This window comes from Sphingobium sp. AP49 (assembly GCF_000281715.2).
GTDB lineage: Bacteria > Pseudomonadota > Alphaproteobacteria > Sphingomonadales > Sphingomonadaceae > Sphingobium.
In genome coordinates, this window is record NZ_CP124576.1 from 1,853,664 (window position 1) to 1,873,354 (window position 19,691).

At 65.1% G+C, this 19,691-nt stretch carries 19 protein-coding genes; 13 read left to right on the forward strand and 6 right to left on the reverse strand.

Annotation, left to right across the window (positions count from 1 at the left end; all coding sequences use genetic code 11):
• The first annotated feature begins 50 nt into the window (after positions 1-50).
• The 5 genes from PMI04_RS08975 to PMI04_RS08995 all read left to right on the forward strand — a co-directional run bounded on the left by PMI04_RS08975 (position 51) and on the right by PMI04_RS08995 (position 4,074).
• Entirely contained in the window at positions 51-467 is a 417-nt protein-coding gene (locus PMI04_RS08975; protein WP_007712511.1) for a hypothetical protein, read from the forward strand.
• Between the two features lie 184 nt (positions 468-651).
• A complete protein-coding gene (locus tag PMI04_RS08980) occupies positions 652-1,650 on the forward strand; it encodes a threonine dehydratase (RefSeq protein ID WP_007712510.1) in 999 nt (332 codons plus the stop codon).
• Complete coding sequence (locus PMI04_RS08985; RefSeq protein ID WP_007712509.1) at positions 1,647-2,855, forward strand: aminotransferase class I/II-fold pyridoxal phosphate-dependent enzyme; 1,209 nt, start codon at positions 1,647-1,649, stop codon at positions 2,853-2,855. The genes PMI04_RS08980 and PMI04_RS08985 overlap by 4 nt, the downstream gene beginning before the upstream one ends.
• A 32-nt stretch (positions 2,856-2,887) precedes the next feature.
• Positions 2,888-3,286, forward strand: a complete 399-nt coding sequence (apaG, locus tag PMI04_RS08990) for a Co2+/Mg2+ efflux protein ApaG (RefSeq protein ID WP_007712507.1) — start codon at positions 2,888-2,890, stop codon at positions 3,284-3,286.
• Complete coding sequence (locus PMI04_RS08995; protein WP_007712506.1) at positions 3,283-4,074, forward strand: LysR family transcriptional regulator; 792 nt, start codon at positions 3,283-3,285, stop codon at positions 4,072-4,074. The genes apaG and PMI04_RS08995 overlap by 4 nt, the downstream gene beginning before the upstream one ends.
• Positions 4,075-4,126: 52 nt before the next feature.
• Here the strand turns inward: PMI04_RS08995 and PMI04_RS09000 are convergent, their stop codons facing one another.
• Both PMI04_RS09000 and parE read right to left on the reverse strand, forming a co-directional pair.
• Positions 4,127-5,401: a serine hydrolase gene (locus tag PMI04_RS09000; RefSeq protein WP_007712503.1), complete on the reverse strand. Its 1,275-nt coding sequence runs from the start codon at positions 5,399-5,401 to the stop codon at positions 4,127-4,129.
• A complete protein-coding gene (gene parE / locus PMI04_RS09005; RefSeq protein WP_007712501.1) occupies positions 5,398-7,377 on the reverse strand; it encodes a DNA topoisomerase IV subunit B in 1,980 nt (659 codons plus the stop codon). The genes PMI04_RS09000 and parE overlap by 4 nt, the downstream gene beginning before the upstream one ends.
• 152 nt (positions 7,378-7,529) lie before the next feature.
• Between parE and PMI04_RS09010 the strand changes: the two genes are divergently transcribed.
• Together PMI04_RS09010 and PMI04_RS09015 are read left to right on the forward strand one after the other, a co-directional pair.
• Positions 7,530-8,372, forward strand: a complete 843-nt coding sequence (locus PMI04_RS09010; protein ID WP_007712498.1) for an outer membrane beta-barrel protein — start codon at positions 7,530-7,532, stop codon at positions 8,370-8,372.
• A gap of 116 nt (positions 8,373-8,488) precedes the next feature.
• A complete protein-coding gene (locus PMI04_RS09015; RefSeq protein WP_007712496.1) occupies positions 8,489-9,667 on the forward strand; it encodes a M48 family metallopeptidase in 1,179 nt (392 codons plus the stop codon).
• 49 nt (positions 9,668-9,716) lie between these two features.
• Here PMI04_RS09015 and PMI04_RS09020 read toward each other — a convergent pair whose 3' ends face one another.
• Positions 9,717-10,406 (reverse strand): GcrA family cell cycle regulator, encoded by a 690-nt coding sequence (locus tag PMI04_RS09020; protein ID WP_007712494.1) that lies wholly within the window; start codon positions 10,404-10,406, stop codon positions 9,717-9,719.
• Between the two features lie 114 nt (positions 10,407-10,520).
• On the opposite strand from PMI04_RS09020, the gene PMI04_RS09025 reads away from it, so the two are divergent.
• A complete protein-coding gene (locus tag PMI04_RS09025; RefSeq protein ID WP_007712492.1) occupies positions 10,521-11,369 on the forward strand; it encodes an ABC transporter permease in 849 nt (282 codons plus the stop codon).
• 5 nt (positions 11,370-11,374) lie between these two features.
• Here PMI04_RS09025 and PMI04_RS09030 read toward each other — a convergent pair whose 3' ends face one another.
• Complete coding sequence (locus PMI04_RS09030; RefSeq protein WP_007712491.1) at positions 11,375-11,500, reverse strand: hypothetical protein; 126 nt, start codon at positions 11,498-11,500, stop codon at positions 11,375-11,377.
• Entirely contained in the window at positions 11,500-12,819 is a 1,320-nt protein-coding gene (locus PMI04_RS09035; protein WP_283184873.1) for a UDP-glucose/GDP-mannose dehydrogenase family protein, read from the reverse strand. Before PMI04_RS09035 ends, PMI04_RS09030 begins: the two co-directional genes overlap by 1 nt.
• Before the next feature lie 156 nt (positions 12,820-12,975).
• Here PMI04_RS09035 and wecB point away from each other — a divergent pair, with 156 nt between their 5' ends.
• The 5 genes from wecB to PMI04_RS09060 all read left to right on the forward strand — a co-directional run bounded on the left by wecB (position 12,976) and on the right by PMI04_RS09060 (position 18,910).
• Complete coding sequence (gene wecB, locus PMI04_RS09040) at positions 12,976-14,085, forward strand: UDP-N-acetylglucosamine 2-epimerase (non-hydrolyzing) (RefSeq protein ID WP_037485211.1); 1,110 nt, start codon at positions 12,976-12,978, stop codon at positions 14,083-14,085.
• A 170-nt stretch (positions 14,086-14,255) separates the two neighbouring features.
• Positions 14,256-14,492, forward strand: coding sequence for a hypothetical protein (locus tag PMI04_RS09045; RefSeq protein WP_007704763.1), 237 nt, complete (start codon positions 14,256-14,258; stop codon positions 14,490-14,492).
• 114 nt (positions 14,493-14,606) lie between these two features.
• On the forward strand, positions 14,607-15,902 hold the full coding sequence (gene wecC, locus PMI04_RS09050) for a UDP-N-acetyl-D-mannosamine dehydrogenase (protein WP_007704761.1): 1,296 nt from the start codon (positions 14,607-14,609) through the stop codon (positions 15,900-15,902).
• Between the two features lie 159 nt (positions 15,903-16,061).
• Positions 16,062-16,748, forward strand: coding sequence for a polysaccharide biosynthesis/export family protein (locus tag PMI04_RS09055; protein ID WP_007704757.1), 687 nt, complete (start codon positions 16,062-16,064; stop codon positions 16,746-16,748).
• Positions 16,748-18,910, forward strand: a complete 2,163-nt coding sequence (locus PMI04_RS09060; protein ID WP_007704751.1) for a polysaccharide biosynthesis tyrosine autokinase — start codon at positions 16,748-16,750, stop codon at positions 18,908-18,910. The genes PMI04_RS09055 and PMI04_RS09060 overlap by 1 nt, the downstream gene beginning before the upstream one ends.
• 103 nt (positions 18,911-19,013) lie before the next feature.
• Here PMI04_RS09060 and purQ read toward each other — a convergent pair whose 3' ends face one another.
• Positions 19,014-19,688 carry a phosphoribosylformylglycinamidine synthase subunit PurQ gene (purQ, locus tag PMI04_RS09065; protein WP_007704749.1) on the reverse strand — a complete coding sequence of 225 codons (675 nt, stop codon included), beginning with the start codon at positions 19,686-19,688 and terminating at the stop codon, positions 19,014-19,016.
• Positions 19,689-19,691: the final 3 nt, after the last annotated feature.

Genomic DNA, 19,691 nt, shown 5'->3' on the forward strand with positions numbered 1-19,691 from the left:
CGTAAAGTTTCTTCGTTTCCGGTCGATATGATCGGAGAATGGGGACGCAAATGCCGATTGAACTGATTGAAGACCATCATGCCCTGCGGGGCATGATGCGGGATTTTGCCAGCATGATGGACGATGACGTCCGCGACATGGCGCTCCTGACCCGCTGGCGCATCCGCTTCGCCCAGCTGTTCCGCGACCATATGGGGCGGGAAGACATGCTGGCGCGGGGCTTGCGCCAGGGGCCGCTGGCGGTGGAGGCCGAGCCGGTCGTGCACCAGCATGGACGAACGATGGTGGCGCTGTTCCTGCGCTACAGCGATCATATCAAGCAATGGACCCCGGCCCAGATCACGGCCGACTGGGATAATTACAGGCGGGCCACGCTGGGGCTGCAGGACTCGCTTTATGATCATATGGAGTGGGAGGAGGCGCATCTGCATCCGCTGATCGAGGGCAGGGTGCGGAGGGCCGCCTAGACCTTGATCGCTTCAGGCTGAATTGGCCTGAAGCGTGAATCAAGGTCTAGCATCCAAGAATAGAGCCTGGTTCACGCTATCGGCGGAAGCGCAAGGCGCTTCCGCCTCTAACGATCAGGCTCTAGGGGGCCAATTCGCGCATAGCGGTCCTGTCGGCTGTTTCGCAGGCCAGCTAGGCAGCGGCATGAGCGACTTTTCCCTGCCCAGCCTTCGTGCCGCCGCCGCCATGGTCCATGATCAGGTGCCGCCGACCCCGCAATATGCCTGGCCGCTGCTGGCCGGGCGGATCGGCGTCGAAACCTGGGTCAAGCATGAGAACCACACGCCGACCGGCGCCTTCAAGGTGCGCGGCGCCATCACCTATATCGACTGGCTGCGCTGCAGCCATCCCGAGGTGACGGGCATCATCACCGCGACCCGCGGCAATCATGGCCAGGCGCAGGTGCGCGCGGCCCGCGCCGCCGGGTTGCAGGCGACGATCGTCGTTCCCCATGGCAATGCGCTGGAGAAGAATGCGGCGATGCGCGCCTTTGGTGCCACCCTGATCGAGCATGGTCATGATTTCGACAGCGCCAAGATGGAGGCGGTGCGCCTGGCTGGCGAACAGGGGCTGTTCATGGTCCCCGCCTATCATGAACAACTGGTGCGCGGTGTCGCCAGCTATGGGCTGGAACTATTCGACGCGGTGCCCGACCTCGACACCGTCTATGTTCCCGTCGGCTGCGGATCGGGCCTGTGCGCCACGATCGCGGCAAGGGATGCGCTGGGCCTCAAGACTAAGATCGTCGGCGTCGTGTCCGCCCATGTCGATGCCGCCAAGCGCTCGTTCGAGGCGGGGCAATTGCTGACCAGCCCGACCGCCTATACCTTTGCCGATGGCGTCGCCGTCTGCACCCCGGTCCAGGCCGCGCTCGACTATTTCGGGCCGCGCGCCGACCGCTTCGTCGGCGTCACCGATGACGAGGTGGCGGCTGCGATCCGTATCTATTGGCAGGACACCCACAATCTGGCCGAGGGTGCCGGTGCGGTGGCGCTGGCCGCGCTGATCCAGGAAAAGGATCGAATGCGTGGCAAGAAGGTTGCGGTTATCCTCTCGGGCGGTAATGGCGACATGAGCCAGATGGCACAGATACTGGGCGGCGATACGCCGCGCGTCACGATGGACATGCGGAAGGCGATATGAAGCGCAAGAGCGGGCAGAACCCTGAGATCACCAAGAACTGGAAGCCGGCGACGCTGGCCATCCGGGGCGGCACTGCGCGCACCGAATATGGCGAGACGTCCGAGGCCTTGTTCCTGTCCAGCGGCTATTGCTACGACCGGGCCGAGGATGCCGCCGCGCGCTTCGCCGGCGAACAGCAGGGCATGACCTATAGCCGGCTGCAGAACCCGACCGTGGAGATGCTGGAACAGCGCATCGCCCTGCTGGAAGGCGCCGAGGCCTGCCGCGCCACCGCCACCGGCATGGCGGCGATGACCGCCGCGCTGCTGTGCCAGCTGTCGGCCGGCGATCATGTCGTCGCGGCCAAGGCGGCCTTTGGCTCCTGCCGCTGGCTGGTCGATACGCTGCTGCCCAAATTCGGCATCGCGACGACGACGATCGACGGCAGCGATGTTGCCGCCTGGGAAGCGGCGGTACAGCCCAATACCAAGGTTTTCTTCTTCGAGACGCCGGCCAACCCGACCATGGACGTGGTCGACATCGCTGGTGTCTGCGCCATCGCCAGGGCGCATGGCATCACCTCGGTCGTCGACAATGCCTTTGCCTCGCCCGCGTTGCAGCGGCCGATGGACTTCGGCGCCGATGTCGTCGCCTATAGCGCGACCAAGATGATGGATGGGCAGGGCCGCGTATTGGCCGGTGCCGTTTGCGGCACCCGCGACTGGATCGACAATGTGCTGCTGCCTTTCCACCGCAATACCGGCCCGACGCTGAGCGCGTTCAATGCCTGGGTGGTGCTGAAGGGGCTGGAAACGCTGGACCTGCGTATTCGCCGCCAGAGCGAGAATGCGCTCAAGGTTGCGCAATTCCTGGAAACCCGCCTGCCCAAGGTGCTGTATCCGGGCCTCGAAAGCCATCCGCAATATGCGCTGGCGATGCAGCAGATGGACGCGGCCGGGCCGATCTTCTCGCTCTATGTCGGCGGCGGCCGGGCGGAGGCGCATGGCCTGCTCAACGCGCTGGAGCTGGTCGACATCAGCAACAATATCGGCGACTCGCGTTCGTTGATGACCCATCCGGCATCGACCACCCATTTCGGCATGGCCGAAGAGGCACGGCTGGAAGTCGGCATCACCGAGGATATGCTGCGCCTGAACGTCGGGCTGGAGGATCCGGACGATGTGATCGCCGACTTCGACCAGGCGCTCAAGGCGATAGGGCGTTGACGGAACCGGGCGGGTAGGCGCATTCGGGGAACATGAACGCCTTGTTCCCCCTGCACGCGACGACGCGGGACATCATCGTCCATGTCGCCGTGACCTTCCTGCCCGAACAGTCGGAGCCGGAGCGCGGTCGCTGGTTCTGGGCCTATCATATCCGGATCGAAAATCAGGGCGACCAGCCCGTGCAACTGCTGACCCGTCACTGGATCATTACCGATGGACGGGGCCTGCAGCAGGAATTGGAGGGCGAAGGCGTGATCGGGGAGCAACCGGTGGTGCAACCGGGCAAAAGCTATGACTATGTGTCGGGGTGTCCGCTCAATACGGCGACCGGATCGATGCGTGGTACCTATAGCATGATTGGCGCGGACGGTGAGATGTTCGATGTCACCATCCCCCATTTCGCGCTGATCGCGCCGGCGGTGGCCGAATGAAGCGGACCCATTTGCCATTGAACGGTCTGCGCGTGCTGGATGCCGCCGCGCGCCATCTGTCCTTCACCCGCGCTGCCGACGAACTGGCGGTGACGCCAGCGGCCGTCGGCCAGCAGATCCGCGCGCTCGAAGACCTGCTGGGGGTCGTGCTGTTCCGCCGCACGCCAAAAGGGCTGGAACTGACGCCGGAGACCGAGGCCGGCCTGGAAGCGCTGCGCGCCGGATTCCTGGAGTTTGAAGAGGCTGTTCGCGCGATGCAGGCGGGGCAGTCCAGTTCGTCGCTGACGATTGCGGCGCCGCGCGACATCACCGCCAAATGGCTGCAGCCGCGCCTGGCCGCCTATGCCGCGCGCCAGCCTGGCCTGACCTTTTCTCTGGTCGCCGCCGACGAGGCGCTCGACTTTACCGAGGCCAATCTCGATCTTGCCCTGCGCCTGGGTGAGGGCGTGGGCGAGCATGAGGGGATCAGGATCGGCGAGAGCGTTTTCGTCACGGTCGCGGCGGCCGAGGGCGGGCCTGACCAGCGGATCGAATGGCCAGGTTGCCCGGCCAGCGACCAGCCGGCGTCGATCCGGGTGGCGGATGCGGGGCTGGCGATAGAGGCGGCGGCCAATGGCTTCGGTCGGGCGAACGTGCCGCTGCTACTGGCGCAGGCTGACATCGATGCCGGGCGCGTGCGTCAGGTTGGCGAGGCATTGCCCACGACGCAATCCTACTGGTTGATCGCACCGTTGCCCCAGTGGCGACAAAAGAAGGTCAAGGCCCTGGTCGAGGCGCTGACCAGCTGAAATAGGATCCTGCGCTCGGGCGCCGCGATGTAGGTCCTGCAGGGCGGGAAACTCAGTCGGCCAGAAGGTTGAGCGTGCGGGTCATCAGAGCGACGAACCGGCCTTCTTCCACCCGCGCGGCAGGATTGTTCCAGGCGCCACTGACTCCGTACCAACGGCCGTCCTTTGCCTGGAGCAGGAAGTTCATGGCGATGACGCCCGGCTCGCTGCCTCCCTTATAGCCCAGATATTGCCAGCGTTGGGCATTGGCCGGGGCGATGCCGGGATTGACGGCCAGAATGGACAGCGCATCGCCGCCATGGCGGCGCAGCCAGTCAAGCAGGCCGATTTCGCCCTGGGGCGTTGCAAACCATTCGATCGTGTCGATCGCCACCGGCGTTTCGGCGACGGTGCCAACATCGACCTGCGCCGCCGTCAACTGCGCGGCCGCGCCTTCCAGCAAGGCGCGCCGCTTGGCCATTGTGCCGCCTTCATAACGGCGGCGCAGATCGGCATTGGCGGGCATCTTGAGCGCGAAGGCCTCTGCGGTCGTCAACACCGGCAGGCTGCGCATATCGACCGGGCCGAAACGCTGTCGCATCGCATCCACCCGATCTCGTCCCAGGCCAAATAGCAGACTGTCCGAGGCACTATTATCGCTTTCCGCGATCATCGTCGTTGCCAGGCTGTGCAACGTCATCGGTGCCCGGTCGGGCCATTGCATCAACCGGCCGGAAAAACTCTTGGGGCCGAGCGGGATCACATCGCTCCAGCGCCGCTCTCCGGCCTCCACCGCCCGGGCGAGTTCCGCCAGCACGACCAGCTTGAAGGACGAGCCGGTTGCCATCTGTCGGTCGGGCGTGACCGCGTGAAGCCATTGTGGGCCGGCGTCGGTGAGGCGGGCGACGGCAAAGGCGGTGCTGCCGGGCAGGGCGGCGATGTCACGCAGCACCGCATCCATGCTGTCGCCGGCCTGGCGAGTGCCGACGATGCGCAGGCCGACGACACGGTTGGGCGCGTCAGGTGCGACCACCAGGGTGATGGCGACGATGGCCTTTTCATAGCGGATCTCGACCTGGCCGGCGGTGGCGCTCTGCGGGGTGACGGCACCCAGCGCTTCCGGCTTGCCATATTGTTTGCGCAGGTCGGCGGCGATCGCGCGCCAACGGTCGATCGGTACGGCGTCCAGAAAGAGTGGCGCGAAGAAATCCGCTTCCCCGCCCGGTGCGGCGAGCAGGGCGACCAACTGCGCCGCCCGCGCCTGATAGGCTGGGCTGGGATCAGCCATGGCACGCCCTGGCAGCAGCGCGAGCCCGAACAGGACAAGCGCGGCTGCCAGCAGCCTCATGCGTCGATCGCTTCCTCATCGACCGCCGCCGCATTTTCCTGGATGAAGGCGAAACGATGCGCCGGATTGGTGCCCATCAGCCGCTCGACGAGGTCGCGGACCTGCTGCCGATCCTCGATATCGTCGGGCAGGGTGATGCGGATCAGGCTGCGGGTCTTGGGATCCATGGTCGTCTCGCGCAACTGCATCGGGTTCATTTCGCCCAGCCCCTTGAAGCGGCTGATCTCGACCTTCTTGCCCTTGAACTCCTTGGCCAGCAGCGCCTCGCGATGGGCGTCGTCCTTGGCATAGAGGCTCTTGCCGCCGGCAACGAGGCGGTAGAGCGGCGGTTGGGCCAGGAAGAGGTGACCGCGTCGCACCAGTTCGGGCATCTCCTGGAAGAAGAAGGTCATCAGCAATGTGGCGATATGGGCGCCGTCGACATCGGCGTCGGTCATGATGACGACGCGCTCATAGCGTAGCTGGTCGGGGTTGCAATCCTTGCGCGTGCCGCAGCCCAGCGCCAGGATCATGTCGGCAATTTCCTGGTTTGCCAATATCTTGGCGGTGTTTGCTGAGGCAACGTTGAGGATCTTGCCGCGCAGGGGGAGGATCGCCTGCGTCTTGCGATCGCGTGCCTGCTTGGCCGAACCGCCGGCCGAGTCGCCTTCGACCAGAAAGATTTCAGCACCTTCCGGGTCATCATTCGAGCAATCTGTGAGCTTTCCAGGCAGGCGCAGCTTGCGCGCGCTGGTCGCGGTCTTGCGCTTGACCTCCTTTTCCTGCTTGCGCTTGAGGCGCTCGTCCATGCGGTCGATGACATAGGCCAGCAGCGCCTTGCCCCGATCCATATGGTCGGTCAGGAAATGGTCGAAATGGTCGCGCACGGCATTTTCGACCAGCCGCGCGGCGTCCGGGCTGGTCAGCCGATCCTTGGTCTGGCTCTGGAACTGCGGGTCGCGGATGAAGACGGACAGCATGATTTCCGATGACGTCATGACATCATCGGCGGTGATGTCCTTCGCCTTCTTCTGCCCGACCAGTTCGCCAAAGGCGCGGATGCCCTTCACCAGCGCGGCGCGCAGCCCCGCTTCATGGGTGCCGCCGTCGGGTGTCGGGATGGTGTTGCAGTACCAGCTATAGGAACCGTCGGACCAGAGCGGCCAGGCGACCGCCCATTCGACGCGGCCGGCTTCGCCCGGAAAATCCTGATTACCCGCGAAAAACTGGGTTGTGGCGCATTCCCGGTCGCCCAGTTGCTCCTTGAGGTGATCGGCCAGCCCTCCGGGAAACTGGAACACCGCTTCGGGCGGGGTATCGTCGCTGATCAGTTCGGGCGCGCATTTCCAGCGTATCTCGACCCCGGCGAACAGATAGGCCTTGGACCGGGCGAGACGATAGAGCTTGGCCGGCTTGAATTTCTGCTCGCCGAAAATCTCGCTGTCGGGGATAAAGCTGACCGCGGTGCCACGCCGGTTGGGGGCGGCGCCGACCTTTTCCAGGCCGCTGGTGGGCAGGCCCTGGCTGAAGCTCTGGCGGTACAATTCCTTGTTGCGCGCGACCTCGATCACGGTCTTGATCGACAGGGCATTGACGACGCTGATGCCCACGCCATGCAGGCCGCCCGAGGTGGCATAGGCCTTGCCCTCGAACTTGCCGCCGGAATGGAGCGTGGTGAGGATGACCTCCAGCGCCGACTTGCCCGGGAATTTGGGATGCTCGTCGATCGGGATGCCGCGCCCATTGTCGGTAATGGTCAGCTTGTTGCCGGGCTCCAGCGTGATTTCGATCCGGCTGGCATGGCCGGCGACCGCTTCGTCCATGCTGTTGTCGAGCACTTCGGAGGCGAGATGGTGGAAGGCGCGTTCGTCGATGCCACCGATATACATGCCCGGGCGCCGGCGGACCGGTTCCAGCCCTTCGAGCACTTCGATGGTGGAGGCGTCATAGCCCGGCGATGTGGTGGACTGGGCGGAGGCGAACAGGTCTTCGGACATGGTATGAAGCTATAGGCAGCCGGGCGTCTGGTGCAAGCGCTGCGCACGCAGGATTGTCAGCAATCAATTGTTACACAGCTTTATGCAACAAATCGATGCTCCGGCCCGTTGCTGCCTCAGGGTATATCCCCAAGGTCAGGCTGGAGAAAATCATGACATTGAAGCATTTTGCGCCGATCGGCGCCACGATGGCGCTCGCCTTGGCGACGCCGGCGATGGCGCAGGAAGACAGCGGCAAGGTCGACTGGACCGGCCCCTATGTCGGCGGCTCGTTCGGCTATAACTGGTCGAAGGGCGACGGCGGCGAACATCTGCGCTTCGACACGGACGGGGACGGCAATTACGACAATATCGTCACGACGGCGGCAGGTGCCAACGCCTTTTCGCCCGGCACCTGTGGCGGGTCGGCGCGGGGTGCGACGCCCGCCAGCGGTTGCAACGGCGACAAGGATGCGATCGGCTGGATGGGCCATGTCGGCTATGACCGGCAGTTCGGCAATATCGTCGCGGGCATTGTCGGCGAAGCCGGCAAGGCCTATGTCAGCGACAGCGTGACCGAATATTCGAGCACGCCGGCCAGCTATACCATGACCCGGCGAATCGGCTGGAATGCCAATCTGCGCGCGCGGCTGGGCTATACCACCGATGGCGGCTTCATGCCCTATATCACCGGCGGTCTGGCCTATGCGAAGGTGAAGAACCATTTCGACACCACCAACACCGCCAACAGCTTTACCGAACATGACCGCAAGGAAGATGCCTGGGGCTACACCATGGGCGGCGGTGTCGAGGCCAAGGTTGCGCAGAATTTCTCGATCGGCGCCCGCTATCTGTGGACGCGCTATAACACGGGCGACTATCGCGTCGATGTGGGGCAGGGCAGCGCGCCCGCGACCAACCCCTTCATCATTACGCCATCCGGCGGCACCAGCATCAACCGTGGCGACAAGTTCGACAATCAGAGCCTGATGGCGACCGCCAGCTTCCGCTTCTGATCCGCCGGGATGGAAGGGCCGGCGGCAATGCGCCGGCCCTTTCTCTTTGAGATCTTTACCTGATCTCGCGATCGACTTAGCTTCCCGCCGAACGACATAAGGCGGGGGCTCCAGGCATGGCTGCAAATTTCAATCCCGACGCGGCGACCGCTGCTTATCTCGCAACGCTGTCACCGGCGGAACATGCGCGCGCCATCGACTATACCCAGGGCGGCCACTGGCTGCTGCTCTGGGGGGCGCTGGTGACCCTGGTTGCCATGACCCTCATCTGGCGCAGCGGCGTGCTGGCGCGGATCGGGCGGCGGCTGCCCATTCGGCGCCCCAATCTAGCGGTGTTCCTCTGCGCGCTGATCTTCTTCCTGATGGACTGGGTGATCGAACTGCCCTGGTCGATCTATGCCAATTGGGGACGCGAGCGCAGCTATGGTCTGACCAGCCAGTCCTTTGGCGGCTGGCTGGGCGAAGATATGCTGTCGAGCGCGATCAGCATTCCCCTGCTCGCGCTGCTGGCGGTTGCCATCTATGCGCTGATGCGGCGGACGCCGCGCCGCTGGTGGGCCTGGTCGGGATTGGTCGTGGTGCTGGGCATCATCCTGATGATCGTGATCGCGCCGGTGGCGATTGAACCATTGTTCAACAAATATACGCCGGCACCGGTCGGGCCGACGCGCGACGCGGTGGTCGAACTGGCCCGGCGTGCCGGCGTGCCGGGCGACAAGATCTACATCTATGACGGCTCCAAACAGTCGGAACGCTATACTGCCAATGTGTCGGGTCTGTTCGGCACGGCGCGGGTGGCGATGAGCGATACCATGTTCAAGCAGGGCGCCGACCTGGCCGAAGTGCGCGGCGTGGTAGGGCATGAAATGGGGCATTATGCCGAACATCATGCGCTGTGGCTGGCGACTGGCATGAGCCTGCTCGCGATGCTGCTGTTCTTCCTGGTCGACCGGCTCTATCCGGTCGCGGCGCGCTGGTTCGGTGCCGGCACAGCGATCAGTGATCCAGCGCATATGCCGGTTGCCTGGGCCGTGGCGGCGGTGGTCGGGATATTCCTGGTGCCGATGATGAACAGCATCAGCCGTTATGACGAGAATGCCGCCGACCGCTTCTCGCTCAAGGTTGCGCATGAGCCCGATGGCCTCGCCAAGGCGCTGGTCAAGACGATCGAATATCGCGCTTCCTCGCCCTCGCGACTGGAAGAAATCCTATTCTACGACCATCCGAGCGTCGAACGGCGCATCCACGCCGCGATGGTCTGGAAAGCGGAAAATCCGAAGCTGGTCGGGAAATAAGGGCAAAAGAAAAGGCCGCCCGGAGGGGGCGGCCTCTTTATCTGTGCGCTTAGCGAACCCGGGGACCGCCGAACGGCAATGGCGGGGGCGGGCGGCGCGTGCCACGCGGCAGCTGGGCCTGATAGGCACGGCCGCAATGTTCGACGCAATAAGGGAAGCCCGGGTTCACCGCTTCGCCGCAGAAATGGAAGTCGGGTTCACCCGGATGGCCCATCGGCCATTTGCAGATCCGTTCGGTGAGATCGAGCAGGCTGGTCTTGCCGGCGATGTCCGCGCTGGGCTTGGCCGGAACCAGGCGGCGCGGCGGTGCCGGCGGGATCGGTGCCTGCTGGTCGCCCGGACCCTGGCGCAGGAAGCCGCCGGGGCCGACCGAGACGATGCGCACCTGCGGCTGGGCCGGTGCGGCATCGGCCGCCGGCGCTGGGGTGGCGGGTGTCGGGGCGGCGGCCGGCGCGGCGGTCGCGACCGGGGCGGGGCGGACAGGCGGCGGCGCGACCGGCGCGGCGGCGCGCGGCGCTTCCACTTCAGGCGCCGGGGCAGGCTTGCGCACCGGAGCCGCCTTCTTGGGCGCTTCGTTCGCCTTCACCGGCGACGGGCGCGACTGGAGACCCAGGCGATGCGCCTTGCCAATCACTGCGTTGCGGCTGACGCCGCCCAGTTCCTCGGCAATCTGGCTCGCGGTCAGGCCCTTTTCCCACATCGCCTTGAGCTGGTCGATACGTTCGTCGGTCCAGGACAAATGCACACTCCTCAAATTCTAAGATACGCGCCCTATATGGGGCGCGCAGGCGCAACTTCAAATCGCGCATAACGCCCTTGCGGCATAACGAACCAGCCGATAGTCGATCCCATCATGAACGACCAGCCCAAAATTGCAGCCGCCCATCCCACGCCCATGCCGTTCCACGAGCCGGGCGTACTGGTGATCCGCAACGTCAACTGGGCCGGAACGCGGGCGCTCTATCGCAAGGAAGTGCGCCGCTTCATGAAGGTGCAGCTGCAGACCATCTGGGCGCCGGCGGTCACGACCCTGATGTTCCTGGTGATCTTCACGATCGCGCTGGGTGGGGCCAACCGGCAGGTATTGGGCGTGCCCTTCGCCGATTTCATCGCCCCGGGCCTGATGATGATGGGCATGATGAACAATGCCTTCGCCAACAGCAGCTTCTCACTGTTGGCGGGCAAGATGCAGGGCACGCTGATCGACTATCTGATGCCGCCGCTGTCGGTCGGCGAACTGTTGCTGGCGCTGGTCGGGGCAGCGGTGACGCGTGCGGTATGCGTCGGCCTGGCCTTGTGGGGCGCCATGGCACTGTGGCCGGGCGTACATGTGACGCCGACACATTTATGGGCGATTATCTGGTTCGGCCTGATGGGGGCGGGGCTGACCGCGCTGATCGGCGTGCTCACCTCGATCTGGGCGGAAAAATTCGATCATGCTGCGGCGATCACCAATTTCGTGATCGGGCCGATGACCTTGTTGTCGGGCACCTTCTATTCGATCGACCGCCTGTCGCCGGTCTTCCGGGGGATCAGCCATGCCAACCCGTTCTTCTACGCCATTTCCGGTTTCCGCTATGGCTTCGTCGCGGCGGCCGACGGCAATGTCGTGGTTGGCAGTATCGTGTTGCTGGCGCTGAATGCCGGGCTGGCGCTGCTATGCTACACCCTGCTGCGCAAGGGCTGGAAGCTCAAGGCCTGATCGGTTCAGACCAGCGCGGCGAACAGCGGTACGGCGACCATCGCACCCAGGATGAGGGCAGCCGCCAGCAACCAGTGATGCAGAAGGGGGAGGGCAGGTTTGTCCGTGCCCTCCTCATCCCAGGGCCACATCAGGCCGCGCTGCCCTTTCCGCCGACGCGGCTGACGGTGAAGCCGGCGGCCTCTGCCTCGGCAACGGGATAGATGTTGCGCAGGTCGACCAGCACGGGGGCCGTCATGGACCCGGCCAGGCGCTTGAGATCGAGCGCGCGGAAGGCGTCCCATTCGGTCACGAGTACCAGCGCGTCGGCGCCGGCTGCCGCCTCATAGGCGGAACCGGTCATGGTCACGCCCGGCATCATCGGTGCGGCGACTTCCATGCCCTCAGGGTCGTAGGCGACGACCTTAGCTCCGGCATCCTCCAGCGCCTGGACGATCGCCAGGCTGGGCGCGTCGCGCATGTCGTCGGTATTGGGCTTGAAGGTGACGCCCAGCAGCGCGACCGTCTTGCCGCGCGCCTCGCCGCCCAGTGCCTTGACGATCTTGCGCCCCATGGCCCGCTTGCGCAAATCATTGACCTGCACGACCGTCTCGACGATGCGGATCGGGGCATCATAATCCTGGCCGGTCTTGACCAGCGCCAGCGTATCCTTGGGGAAGCAGGACCCGCCATAGCCCGGGCCGGCATGCAGGAACTTGGCGCCGATGCGCTTGTCGAGGCCGATGCCGCGCGACACGTCCTGCACTTCGGCGCCCACCGCCTCGCACAGGTCCGCCATCTCGTTGATGAAGGTGATCTTGGTCGCCAGGAAGGCGTTGGCGGCATATTTGATCAGTTCGGCGGTGCGTCGGCCGGTGAACATCAACGGTGCCTGGTTGAGGTTGAGCGGGCGATAGACCTGGCTCATCACCGCGATCGCGCGGTCATCGCCGGTGGTGCCGACGACGACGCGGTCGGGCCGCTTGAAATCGCCGATCGCCGCGCCTTCGCGCAGGAATTCCGGGTTGGACACGACCTGGATGTCAAGGTCGGGGCGCAGCTCGCGCGCGATCCGCTCGACCTCGTCGCCGGTACCGACGGGGACGGTCGACTTGGTGACGATCACCGCCGGACCGTCCAGCGCCTCGACGATTTCCTTGGCGGCGGCATAGACATAGGACAGATCCGCATGGCCGTCGCCACGACGAGAAGGGGTGCCGACGGCGATGAAGATGGCGTCGGCACCCTTGACCCCTGCGGGCAGATCCGTGGTGAAGGTCAGGCGGCCGGCGGCGGCATTGGTGCCGACCAGCTGGTCGAGACCGGGCTCGTAGATCGGCATGGTGCCGGCCTCGATCGCGGCGATCTTGCCCGCATCCTTGTCGACGCACACCACGTCATGGCCGAAATCGGCGAAGCAGGCGCCAGAGACCAGGCCGACATAGCCCGTGCCGATCATCGTAATCTTCATAGGGAGCTTCCAAATGCGCTTGGTAATTGAGCTTGGCTGCGGCCTCTAGCATAGGCATCGCCCATTGCAAAAGCCGGGATCGCGACGCTTTCGTTCAGGCCATGGTTACCATTATCTGGCAAAGCGGCCGGCGATTGGCAGGATGATGGGACGATGATGAAGGTAGCGCTGGTATTCGGGACACGGCCGGAGGCGATCAAATTATTCCCGGTGATCCATGCGCTGAAGGCGCGCACCGACATCGACACGCGCGTCATCGTGACCGCGCAGCATCGCGGCCTGCTGGATCAGGTGCTGGAGATTGCCGGCATCGTGCCGGACATCGACCTGGACGTGATGACCCCCAACCAGACGCTGGACGGGCTGACGGCCAGGCTGATCGTTGCGCTGGGCGAGGCGTTCGACGCGGAAAAGCCCGACCGGGTGGTGGTGCATGGCGATACGCTGACGACGATGGTGGCGAGCCTGGCCGCCTATTATCGCAAGATCCCGGTCGCCCATGTCGAGGCCGGGCTGCGCAGTGGCGACATCCATCATCCCTGGCCCGAAGAGGTTAACCGGCGTGTCGTCGCCTGTATCGCGGACATGAATTTCGCCCCGACCCAGGCCGCAGCAGATGCCTTGCGCAAGGAAAACCGCGATGCGGCGGGCATCCATGTCACCGGCAACACGGTGATCGATGCACTGCTGGCGACGGTGGCGCGGGTGCATGCCGAACCGGCGCTGGCCAGCGGCCTGGATGATCTGGCCGCGCGTTTCGTCGGCAAGCGGATCGTTGCCGTCACCAGCCATCGGCGCGAGAATTTCGGCGGCGGCATGGAAGCGATCGCCCGATCCATCGCCGATATTGCCGCGCGGCCCGATGTGGCGGTGATCTTCCCGGTCCACCCCAATCCCAATGTCCGTCCGGTTATGGATGCGGTGTTGGGCGACTTGCCCAATGTCGCGATGATCGAACCGCTCGACTATCCCCATTTCGTCCGGCTGCTCGACCTGTGCCATCTGGTGCTGACCGACAGCGGCGGCGTGCAGGAAGAGGCGCCTTCGCTGGGCAAGCCGGTGCTGGTGATGCGCGAGACGACCGAACGGCCCGAGGGGGTGCAGGCGGGTACGGCGAAGCTGGTCGGCGCCGACCGCGAGCGCATCGTGCGCGAAGTGCTGGCGCTGCTGGACGATGACGCCGCCTATCAGGCGATGGCCCGCGCCCATAATCCCTTTGGCGATGGCAAGGCGGCGCAGCGGATCGCGGATATCATCGCGGGATGAAATAAGGCGGCGACGCCGTCGCCCCTATCTGCTACCCGGCGGCATCGCGCAAAACCTGCCTGCAAGCATTTGTCGCGACCGAGAGACCCCAGCGCTCCCGCTTGCCATGCAAGGAGCGTCGTTCCCATGACCTGTATCTATCTCATCCCCAGCCATGTGATGCTGTCCGCATGAGCCGCGCGATCAACCTCGACGCGCCGATCGATGATGTGAAGGCGCTGTGCGCCCGCCACGCGATCGCCATTTCCACGATCGAGGCACTTACTTCCGGCGGCACGCGGGTGGTGCTGCTGAATCCCGATGGTGCGGAACGCATCCGCCAATTGATGAAGGCGAAGATCATCACCACGCCGGTCGTGCGATCGCCGATGCATATGGCGCGACAGCCTTTGCCACGCTATCGTTAGGGCGCGCGCCGTCCATCGTCGCGTGGCGGGGCCGCGCGACGATCGTTACCGGAATCTTCAGCCTTTCCGGGCAAAAGGGTCGCAAAGTTCATTGTTTCAAGGACCGAGCGATACATGCCTGTCGATACCAAGCAGAAGGTTTCCGTCATCGGTCTGGGGTATATCGGCCTGCCGACTGCGGCGCTGATCGCGCGGGGCGGTGCGCATGTCGTCGGCGTCGACGTCAGTGCCCATGTGGTCGAGACGGTCAATTCGGGCCGGGTCCATATCGAGGAAGTCGATCTGGATGGTCTGGTGCAAGGCGTGGTGGCGCGCGGCAATCTGCGCGCGTCGCTCTGCGTCGAGCCGAGCGACGTCTTCATCATCGCCGTGCCGACCCCGGTAGCCGAAGACCGCGCGCCTGACATTTCCTACGTGCTCCAGGCCGCGCGGACGGTCGCGCCGGTGCTCAAGGCCGGCGACACGATGATCCTGGAATCGACCTCGCCGGTCGGCACGACCGAGGCGATGCGCGACCTGATCGCGGACCTGCGCCCCGACCTCAAAATGCCGGCCCCCGGTATCGCGGGTGACATCGCCATCGCCTATTGCCCCGAGCGCGTGCTGCCCGGCCGCATCCTGGTCGAGCTGATCGACAATGACCGCTGCATCGGTGGGATCACGCCGCGCTGCGCGCGCAAGGCGCTGGGTTTCTATCGCCAGTTCGTGCGGGGTGCCTGCATCACCACCACCGCCCGCGCGGCCGAGATGGTGAAGCTGGTCGAAAACAGCTTCCGCGACGTCAACATCGCCTTTGCCAATGAATTGTCGGTGATTGCCGACGGCATGGACATCGATGTGTGGGAGGTGATCCGCCTGGCCAACCGCCATCCGCGCGTCAACATCCTGCAGCCCGGCCCCGGCGTGGGTGGTCACTGTATTGCCGTAGACCCCTGGTTCATCGTCCATGGCGATCCGGAAAATGCCCGCATCATCCGCACCGCGCGTGAAGTGAATGACGGCAAGACCGATTATGTCGTGGCCAAGTCGTCCGACCTGATCGATGCCTTCGCCGGCGAGGACGTCGCTTGCCTTGGCCTCGCCTTCAAGCCGAACATCGACGATTTCCGCGAAAGCCCGGCGGTCAAGGTCGCCAGCCGCCTGGCCCGCCGCTATGGCAAGCGGGTCAAGCTGGTCGAACCCTATGCCCAGGATCTGCCGATGGAATTCGCCGGCACGGGGGCCGAACTGATCGATCTCGATACGGCTCTGGAACAATGCGGCGTGTTCGTCATTCTTGTTGATCATGACATGTTCAAATCTGTTCCCGTCGACGAGCGTGCCGGCAAGGCGGTCTATGACACGCGCGGCATCTGGCCCGATCAGCCCCGTCGCCAGCCGGGGCCAGTGGCGCAACGCATCGCGGTCTGATCGTCGGTCGGACGGGCCGTCCTGCCCCCCACGTGGTTGCCATCCCCCTGTCGCGTCGTTAACCCCCGAGCCCGATGGCCCATTTGCGGGCGCCAACCGGTTTGCGATGGGGTGTTGATGCGCATGGGGCGCCGAATATTAGGTCGGATCAGCGGCAGGATGATGGGATGTGCGGGCGCGATCGCCGGCCTGTCGCTGGCTGGCTGCGCGACGGTGGAGGATGCGCCACGGGGCGATGCCGCCTATGCGCTGGTCCCGACGCCGATCGCCGTCGGGCGCGATTATGTGATCAGCCCGGACGATGTCCTGCGCATCCAGGTCTATCATGAACCCGGGCTGTCGCTGGAAGATGCGCAGGTGACCGCTGCGGGCATGGTGCGCCTGCCTCTTGTCGGCGATGTGTCGATAGGCGGGCTGACGGCCGGCGAGGCGTCGGATGTGATCGCCGGGCGGCTGGGCGAACGTTATCTGGTGTCACCGCAGGTCACCGTGTTCGTCAAGAAAGCGGTCAGCCGTCGCATCACCGTGGATGGCGAGGTGCGCGAGCCGGGCCTGTTTCCGGTCGAAGGGCGCATTGGCCTGATCCAGGCGGTGGCGCTGGCCCATGGCCCGACCCGGCTTGCCAGCCTGGGGCAGGTCGTGGTGGTGCGGACGGTCGAGGGGCAGCGCCAGGCGGCTATGTTCGACCTGGGTGCCATTCGCCGGGGGGGCGCGCCCGATCCTGAAATCCTGGCCGGGGATCAGGTGATCGTCGGCCTGTCACGCGCCAAGGCCATATTGGGCGGCGCGCTGATCGCCATCCCTGCGGTCGCCACCGGCTTTATCGCCATCGACGGAGGAAATTGATGGCATCCCGGCATCGGATCATCGACCTGGCTACCCAGTCCACGCCATCCGAGGACCGCACCGCCCGTTTCGTAGAGGGCGCGCGTGGTATCTGGACGGTCATACGTCGCCATCGCGTGATCCTGTTCGTCACCATGGCGCTGTGCGTGCTGGCGGGTGTCTTCTATATCATGTTTTCGACGCCCGATTATCGGGCGACCGCTTCGGTCGAGGTCGAAGATGTTCCTGCCGGCGCCGCGGGTACCGGGACGGCGCAACGGCCCGCATCGGCCGACGATACCGAAACGATGATGCAGACCGAGCTGGAAGTGCTGCGCAGCCGGGCGCTGGCCGAGGATGTCGCACGCGAACTGGCGCTGGTCGGTAGTCCCGTCTTCTTCCAGGGCATGGATGCCAAGCGGCCGATGCAGGCCACGGGCGGGCTCAGCCAGCGCCAGGTCGAGCATGAGCAGGTGGTCAAATTGCTCCGCGACAATCTGGAGGTCGAACTGCCCGGCAAGTCGCGGGTGTTGCGCATCAGCTTCGTTAGTGCCGACCCGGTCCTGTCTGCGCGGGTTGCCAACAGCTATGCCGACAGCCTGATCCGCGCTGATTTGAAGCGCGGCTTTGAATCGGGTGTGCAGGCGCGCCGCTTCCTGCTGGGCGAATTGGACGGGGCGCGCAAGGATCTGGAGCGGGCCGAACGCGACATGGCGGTTTATGCCGCGCGAACCGGCGCGGTGCCCGCACCGAAGGACGAGGCGGCTAAGGCCGAAGCGGCAAGCAATGGAACGGCCAAGCCGGCAGTGGACCGTGATGCGCCGCTGTCCGAAGGATCGGTGGCGACGCGGCTGGCCCAGCTCAACGCCTTTCGCGCGCAGGCGGTGGCTGACCGGATCGCGGCGCAGAAGCGGTGGGAAAGTGCCCGCGCCGCGAGCGCCGAGACCCTGCCTGAGGTGCTGGGCAATGGTGCGATGCAGCAGTTGATGGCCGAACGGGCGCAGGCGCGGGCCGCGCTGGTCGAGGAGCGTCAGTTCCGCAAGGATGCGCATCCCGAAATGCGCGAGGCACGGGCGCGGGTCGCGGCGCTTGACGATCAGGCGGAATCGATGGCCAACAGCATCCGGGCCTCGTTGCGCCAGGAATATGATGTGGCGGTCCATGGCGAAAAGCAGATCGCATCGGAAATCGCGGCGCTGGAACGTGAAGCGCGGGTCGAACGGGGACGTGACATGCAGATCGGCATGATGGGCCGATCGGTCGATACCTATCGCATGCTGCATGACAGCCTGTTGCAACGCTATCGCGACATGGCGTCGCAGGCGGGATTCCAGGCGGGCCGCATCCAGCCGCTAGATCGGGCCGCGGTGCCGACTCAGCCGTTCGCGCCGCATGGCGGCAAGATCATGCTGATCGCGTCGCTGGGCGGCATGCTGCTCGGGTTGCTACTGATTGCTGCGCGCCACATGTTCGACGATGCGGTGACATCGGCCGACACGCTGGCAGAGCGGGTCAATCTGTCGTTGTTGGGCGCGGTGCCGACGGCAAGCGATCGAGATCCGCAGTCGGAAAGCTATACGCCGATCGCTGCTTCGCTGCTGCTTGCCTCCGTTGCCGGCCTGCCCCGTTCCATTCTGGTCACCAGTGCCCAGGAAGGGGAGGGCAAGTCGGTGACTCTCAATGCGCTGGCGCGGGCGCTGGCGAAGCGCGACAAGAAGATTCTGGTGGTCGACGCCGACATGCGCCGGCCGATGCAGCATAATCTGTTCCGGGTGACGCCGGCTGGCGGGATTAGCGAAGCGCTGACCGGCCAGGCCAAGGTGGACGAACTGATCGTCGATAGCGGTGTTCCCGGTGTGTCGCTGCTGCCTTGTGGGGCGATCCCGCCCAACCCGGCGGAATTGCTATCGACCCCGGCGCTCGATGCGCTGCTCGCGGCCGTGCGCGACCGTTATGATACGGTGCTGATCGATGCGCCGCCGATCCTGGGCCTGCCCGATTCGCCTTTGCTGGCCGCCAAGGTGCAGGTGACGGTGCTGGTGGTGGAATGGGGGCGGAACCATCATGGTGGACTGCGCGTCGCGGTAGAGCGTCTGCGCCGTGCCGGCGGCTCGATCGTCGGTGCCGTGCTGACCAAGGCGCAGGGGCGCGCCTATGAATATGATTATCACCGGGGCGGCTGACGATCAGCAACAGCGGAAGGCGCGTTCGCCTATTCCGCCAGAACATAAAAAAGCCCGTCACGCGAATGCGTGACGGGCTTTTTTATGTTCTCCATCCGATGGCTCAGGCGCGGGCGAGCAGGCCCTCGACCAGGCCGGTGAACAGGCGTTGGCCGTCCGTGCTGCCATGGGCCGCTTCGATCACGCGCTCGGGGTGCGGCATCATGCCCAGCACATTGCCGGCTTCGTTCAGGACGCCGGCGATGTTGCGGGCCGAACCATTGACGCTTTCAGCGTAGCGCAGGGCGACCCGGCCTTCGCCTTCCAGGCGATCGAGCGCGACGTCGTCGGCGAAATAATTGCCGTCATGATGGGCGACCGGGAAGCGGATCGTTTCACCGGCGGCATAGCGGCTGGTGAAGGCGCTCTGGGCGTTCTCGACGGTCAGGGCGACGTCGCGGCAGACGAAATGGCCGCCGGCATTGCGCAGCAGCGCGCCGGGCAGCAGGCCGCTTTCGGTCAGGACCTGGAAACCGTTGCAGATGCCCAGGACAAAGGCGCCACGGTCGGCGGCACGGGCGACGGCCTGCATCACCGGCGAGCGGGCAGCCATTGCGCCGGACCGCAGATAGTCGCCATAGGAAAAGCCGCCGGGCACGCCGATCAGGTCGATGTCGTCGGGCAGTTCGGTATCGCGATGCCACACCATGGCGGGCTTGGACCCGGTCGCAGCCTCGAACGCCACCGCCAGGTCGCGGTCGCAATTGCTGCCCGGAAAGACGATGACGGCGCTCTTCATGGC

Bases quoted from the DNA above. Each gene is read 5' to 3' on its own strand.
- parE (WP_007712501.1), bottom strand. From the start codon at position 7,377: ATGTCCGAAGACCTGTTCGCCTCCGCCCAGTCCACCACATCGCCGGGC.
- PMI04_RS09055 (WP_007704757.1), top strand. From the start codon at position 16,062: ATGATGGGATGTGCGGGCGCGATCGCCGGCCTGTCGCTGGCTGGCTGC.
- PMI04_RS09045 (WP_007704763.1), top strand. From the start codon at position 14,256: ATGAGCCGCGCGATCAACCTCGACGCGCCGATCGATGATGTGAAGGCG.
- PMI04_RS09000 (WP_007712503.1), bottom strand. From the start codon at position 5,401: ATGAGGCTGCTGGCAGCCGCGCTTGTCCTGTTCGGGCTCGCGCTGCTG.
- purQ (WP_007704749.1), bottom strand. From the start codon at position 19,688: ATGAAGAGCGCCGTCATCGTCTTTCCGGGCAGCAATTGCGACCGCGAC.
- PMI04_RS09060 (WP_007704751.1), top strand. From the start codon at position 16,748: ATGGCATCCCGGCATCGGATCATCGACCTGGCTACCCAGTCCACGCCA.
- apaG (WP_007712507.1), top strand. From the start codon at position 2,888: ATGAACGCCTTGTTCCCCCTGCACGCGACGACGCGGGACATCATCGTC.
- wecB (WP_037485211.1), top strand. From the start codon at position 12,976: ATGAAGGTAGCGCTGGTATTCGGGACACGGCCGGAGGCGATCAAATTA.
- PMI04_RS09010 (WP_007712498.1), top strand. From the start codon at position 7,530: ATGACATTGAAGCATTTTGCGCCGATCGGCGCCACGATGGCGCTCGCC.
- PMI04_RS08975 (WP_007712511.1), top strand. From the start codon at position 51: ATGCCGATTGAACTGATTGAAGACCATCATGCCCTGCGGGGCATGATG.
- PMI04_RS08980 (WP_007712510.1), top strand. From the start codon at position 652: ATGAGCGACTTTTCCCTGCCCAGCCTTCGTGCCGCCGCCGCCATGGTC.
- PMI04_RS09030 (WP_007712491.1), bottom strand. From the start codon at position 11,500: ATGTGGCCCTGGGATGAGGAGGGCACGGACAAACCTGCCCTCCCCCTT.
- PMI04_RS09025 (WP_007712492.1), top strand. From the start codon at position 10,521: ATGAACGACCAGCCCAAAATTGCAGCCGCCCATCCCACGCCCATGCCG.
- PMI04_RS09035 (WP_283184873.1), bottom strand. From the start codon at position 12,819: ATGAAGATTACGATGATCGGCACGGGCTATGTCGGCCTGGTCTCTGGC.
- wecC (WP_007704761.1), top strand. From the start codon at position 14,607: ATGCCTGTCGATACCAAGCAGAAGGTTTCCGTCATCGGTCTGGGGTAT.
- PMI04_RS08995 (WP_007712506.1), top strand. From the start codon at position 3,283: ATGAAGCGGACCCATTTGCCATTGAACGGTCTGCGCGTGCTGGATGCC.
- PMI04_RS08985 (WP_007712509.1), top strand. From the start codon at position 1,647: ATGAAGCGCAAGAGCGGGCAGAACCCTGAGATCACCAAGAACTGGAAG.
- PMI04_RS09015 (WP_007712496.1), top strand. From the start codon at position 8,489: ATGGCTGCAAATTTCAATCCCGACGCGGCGACCGCTGCTTATCTCGCA.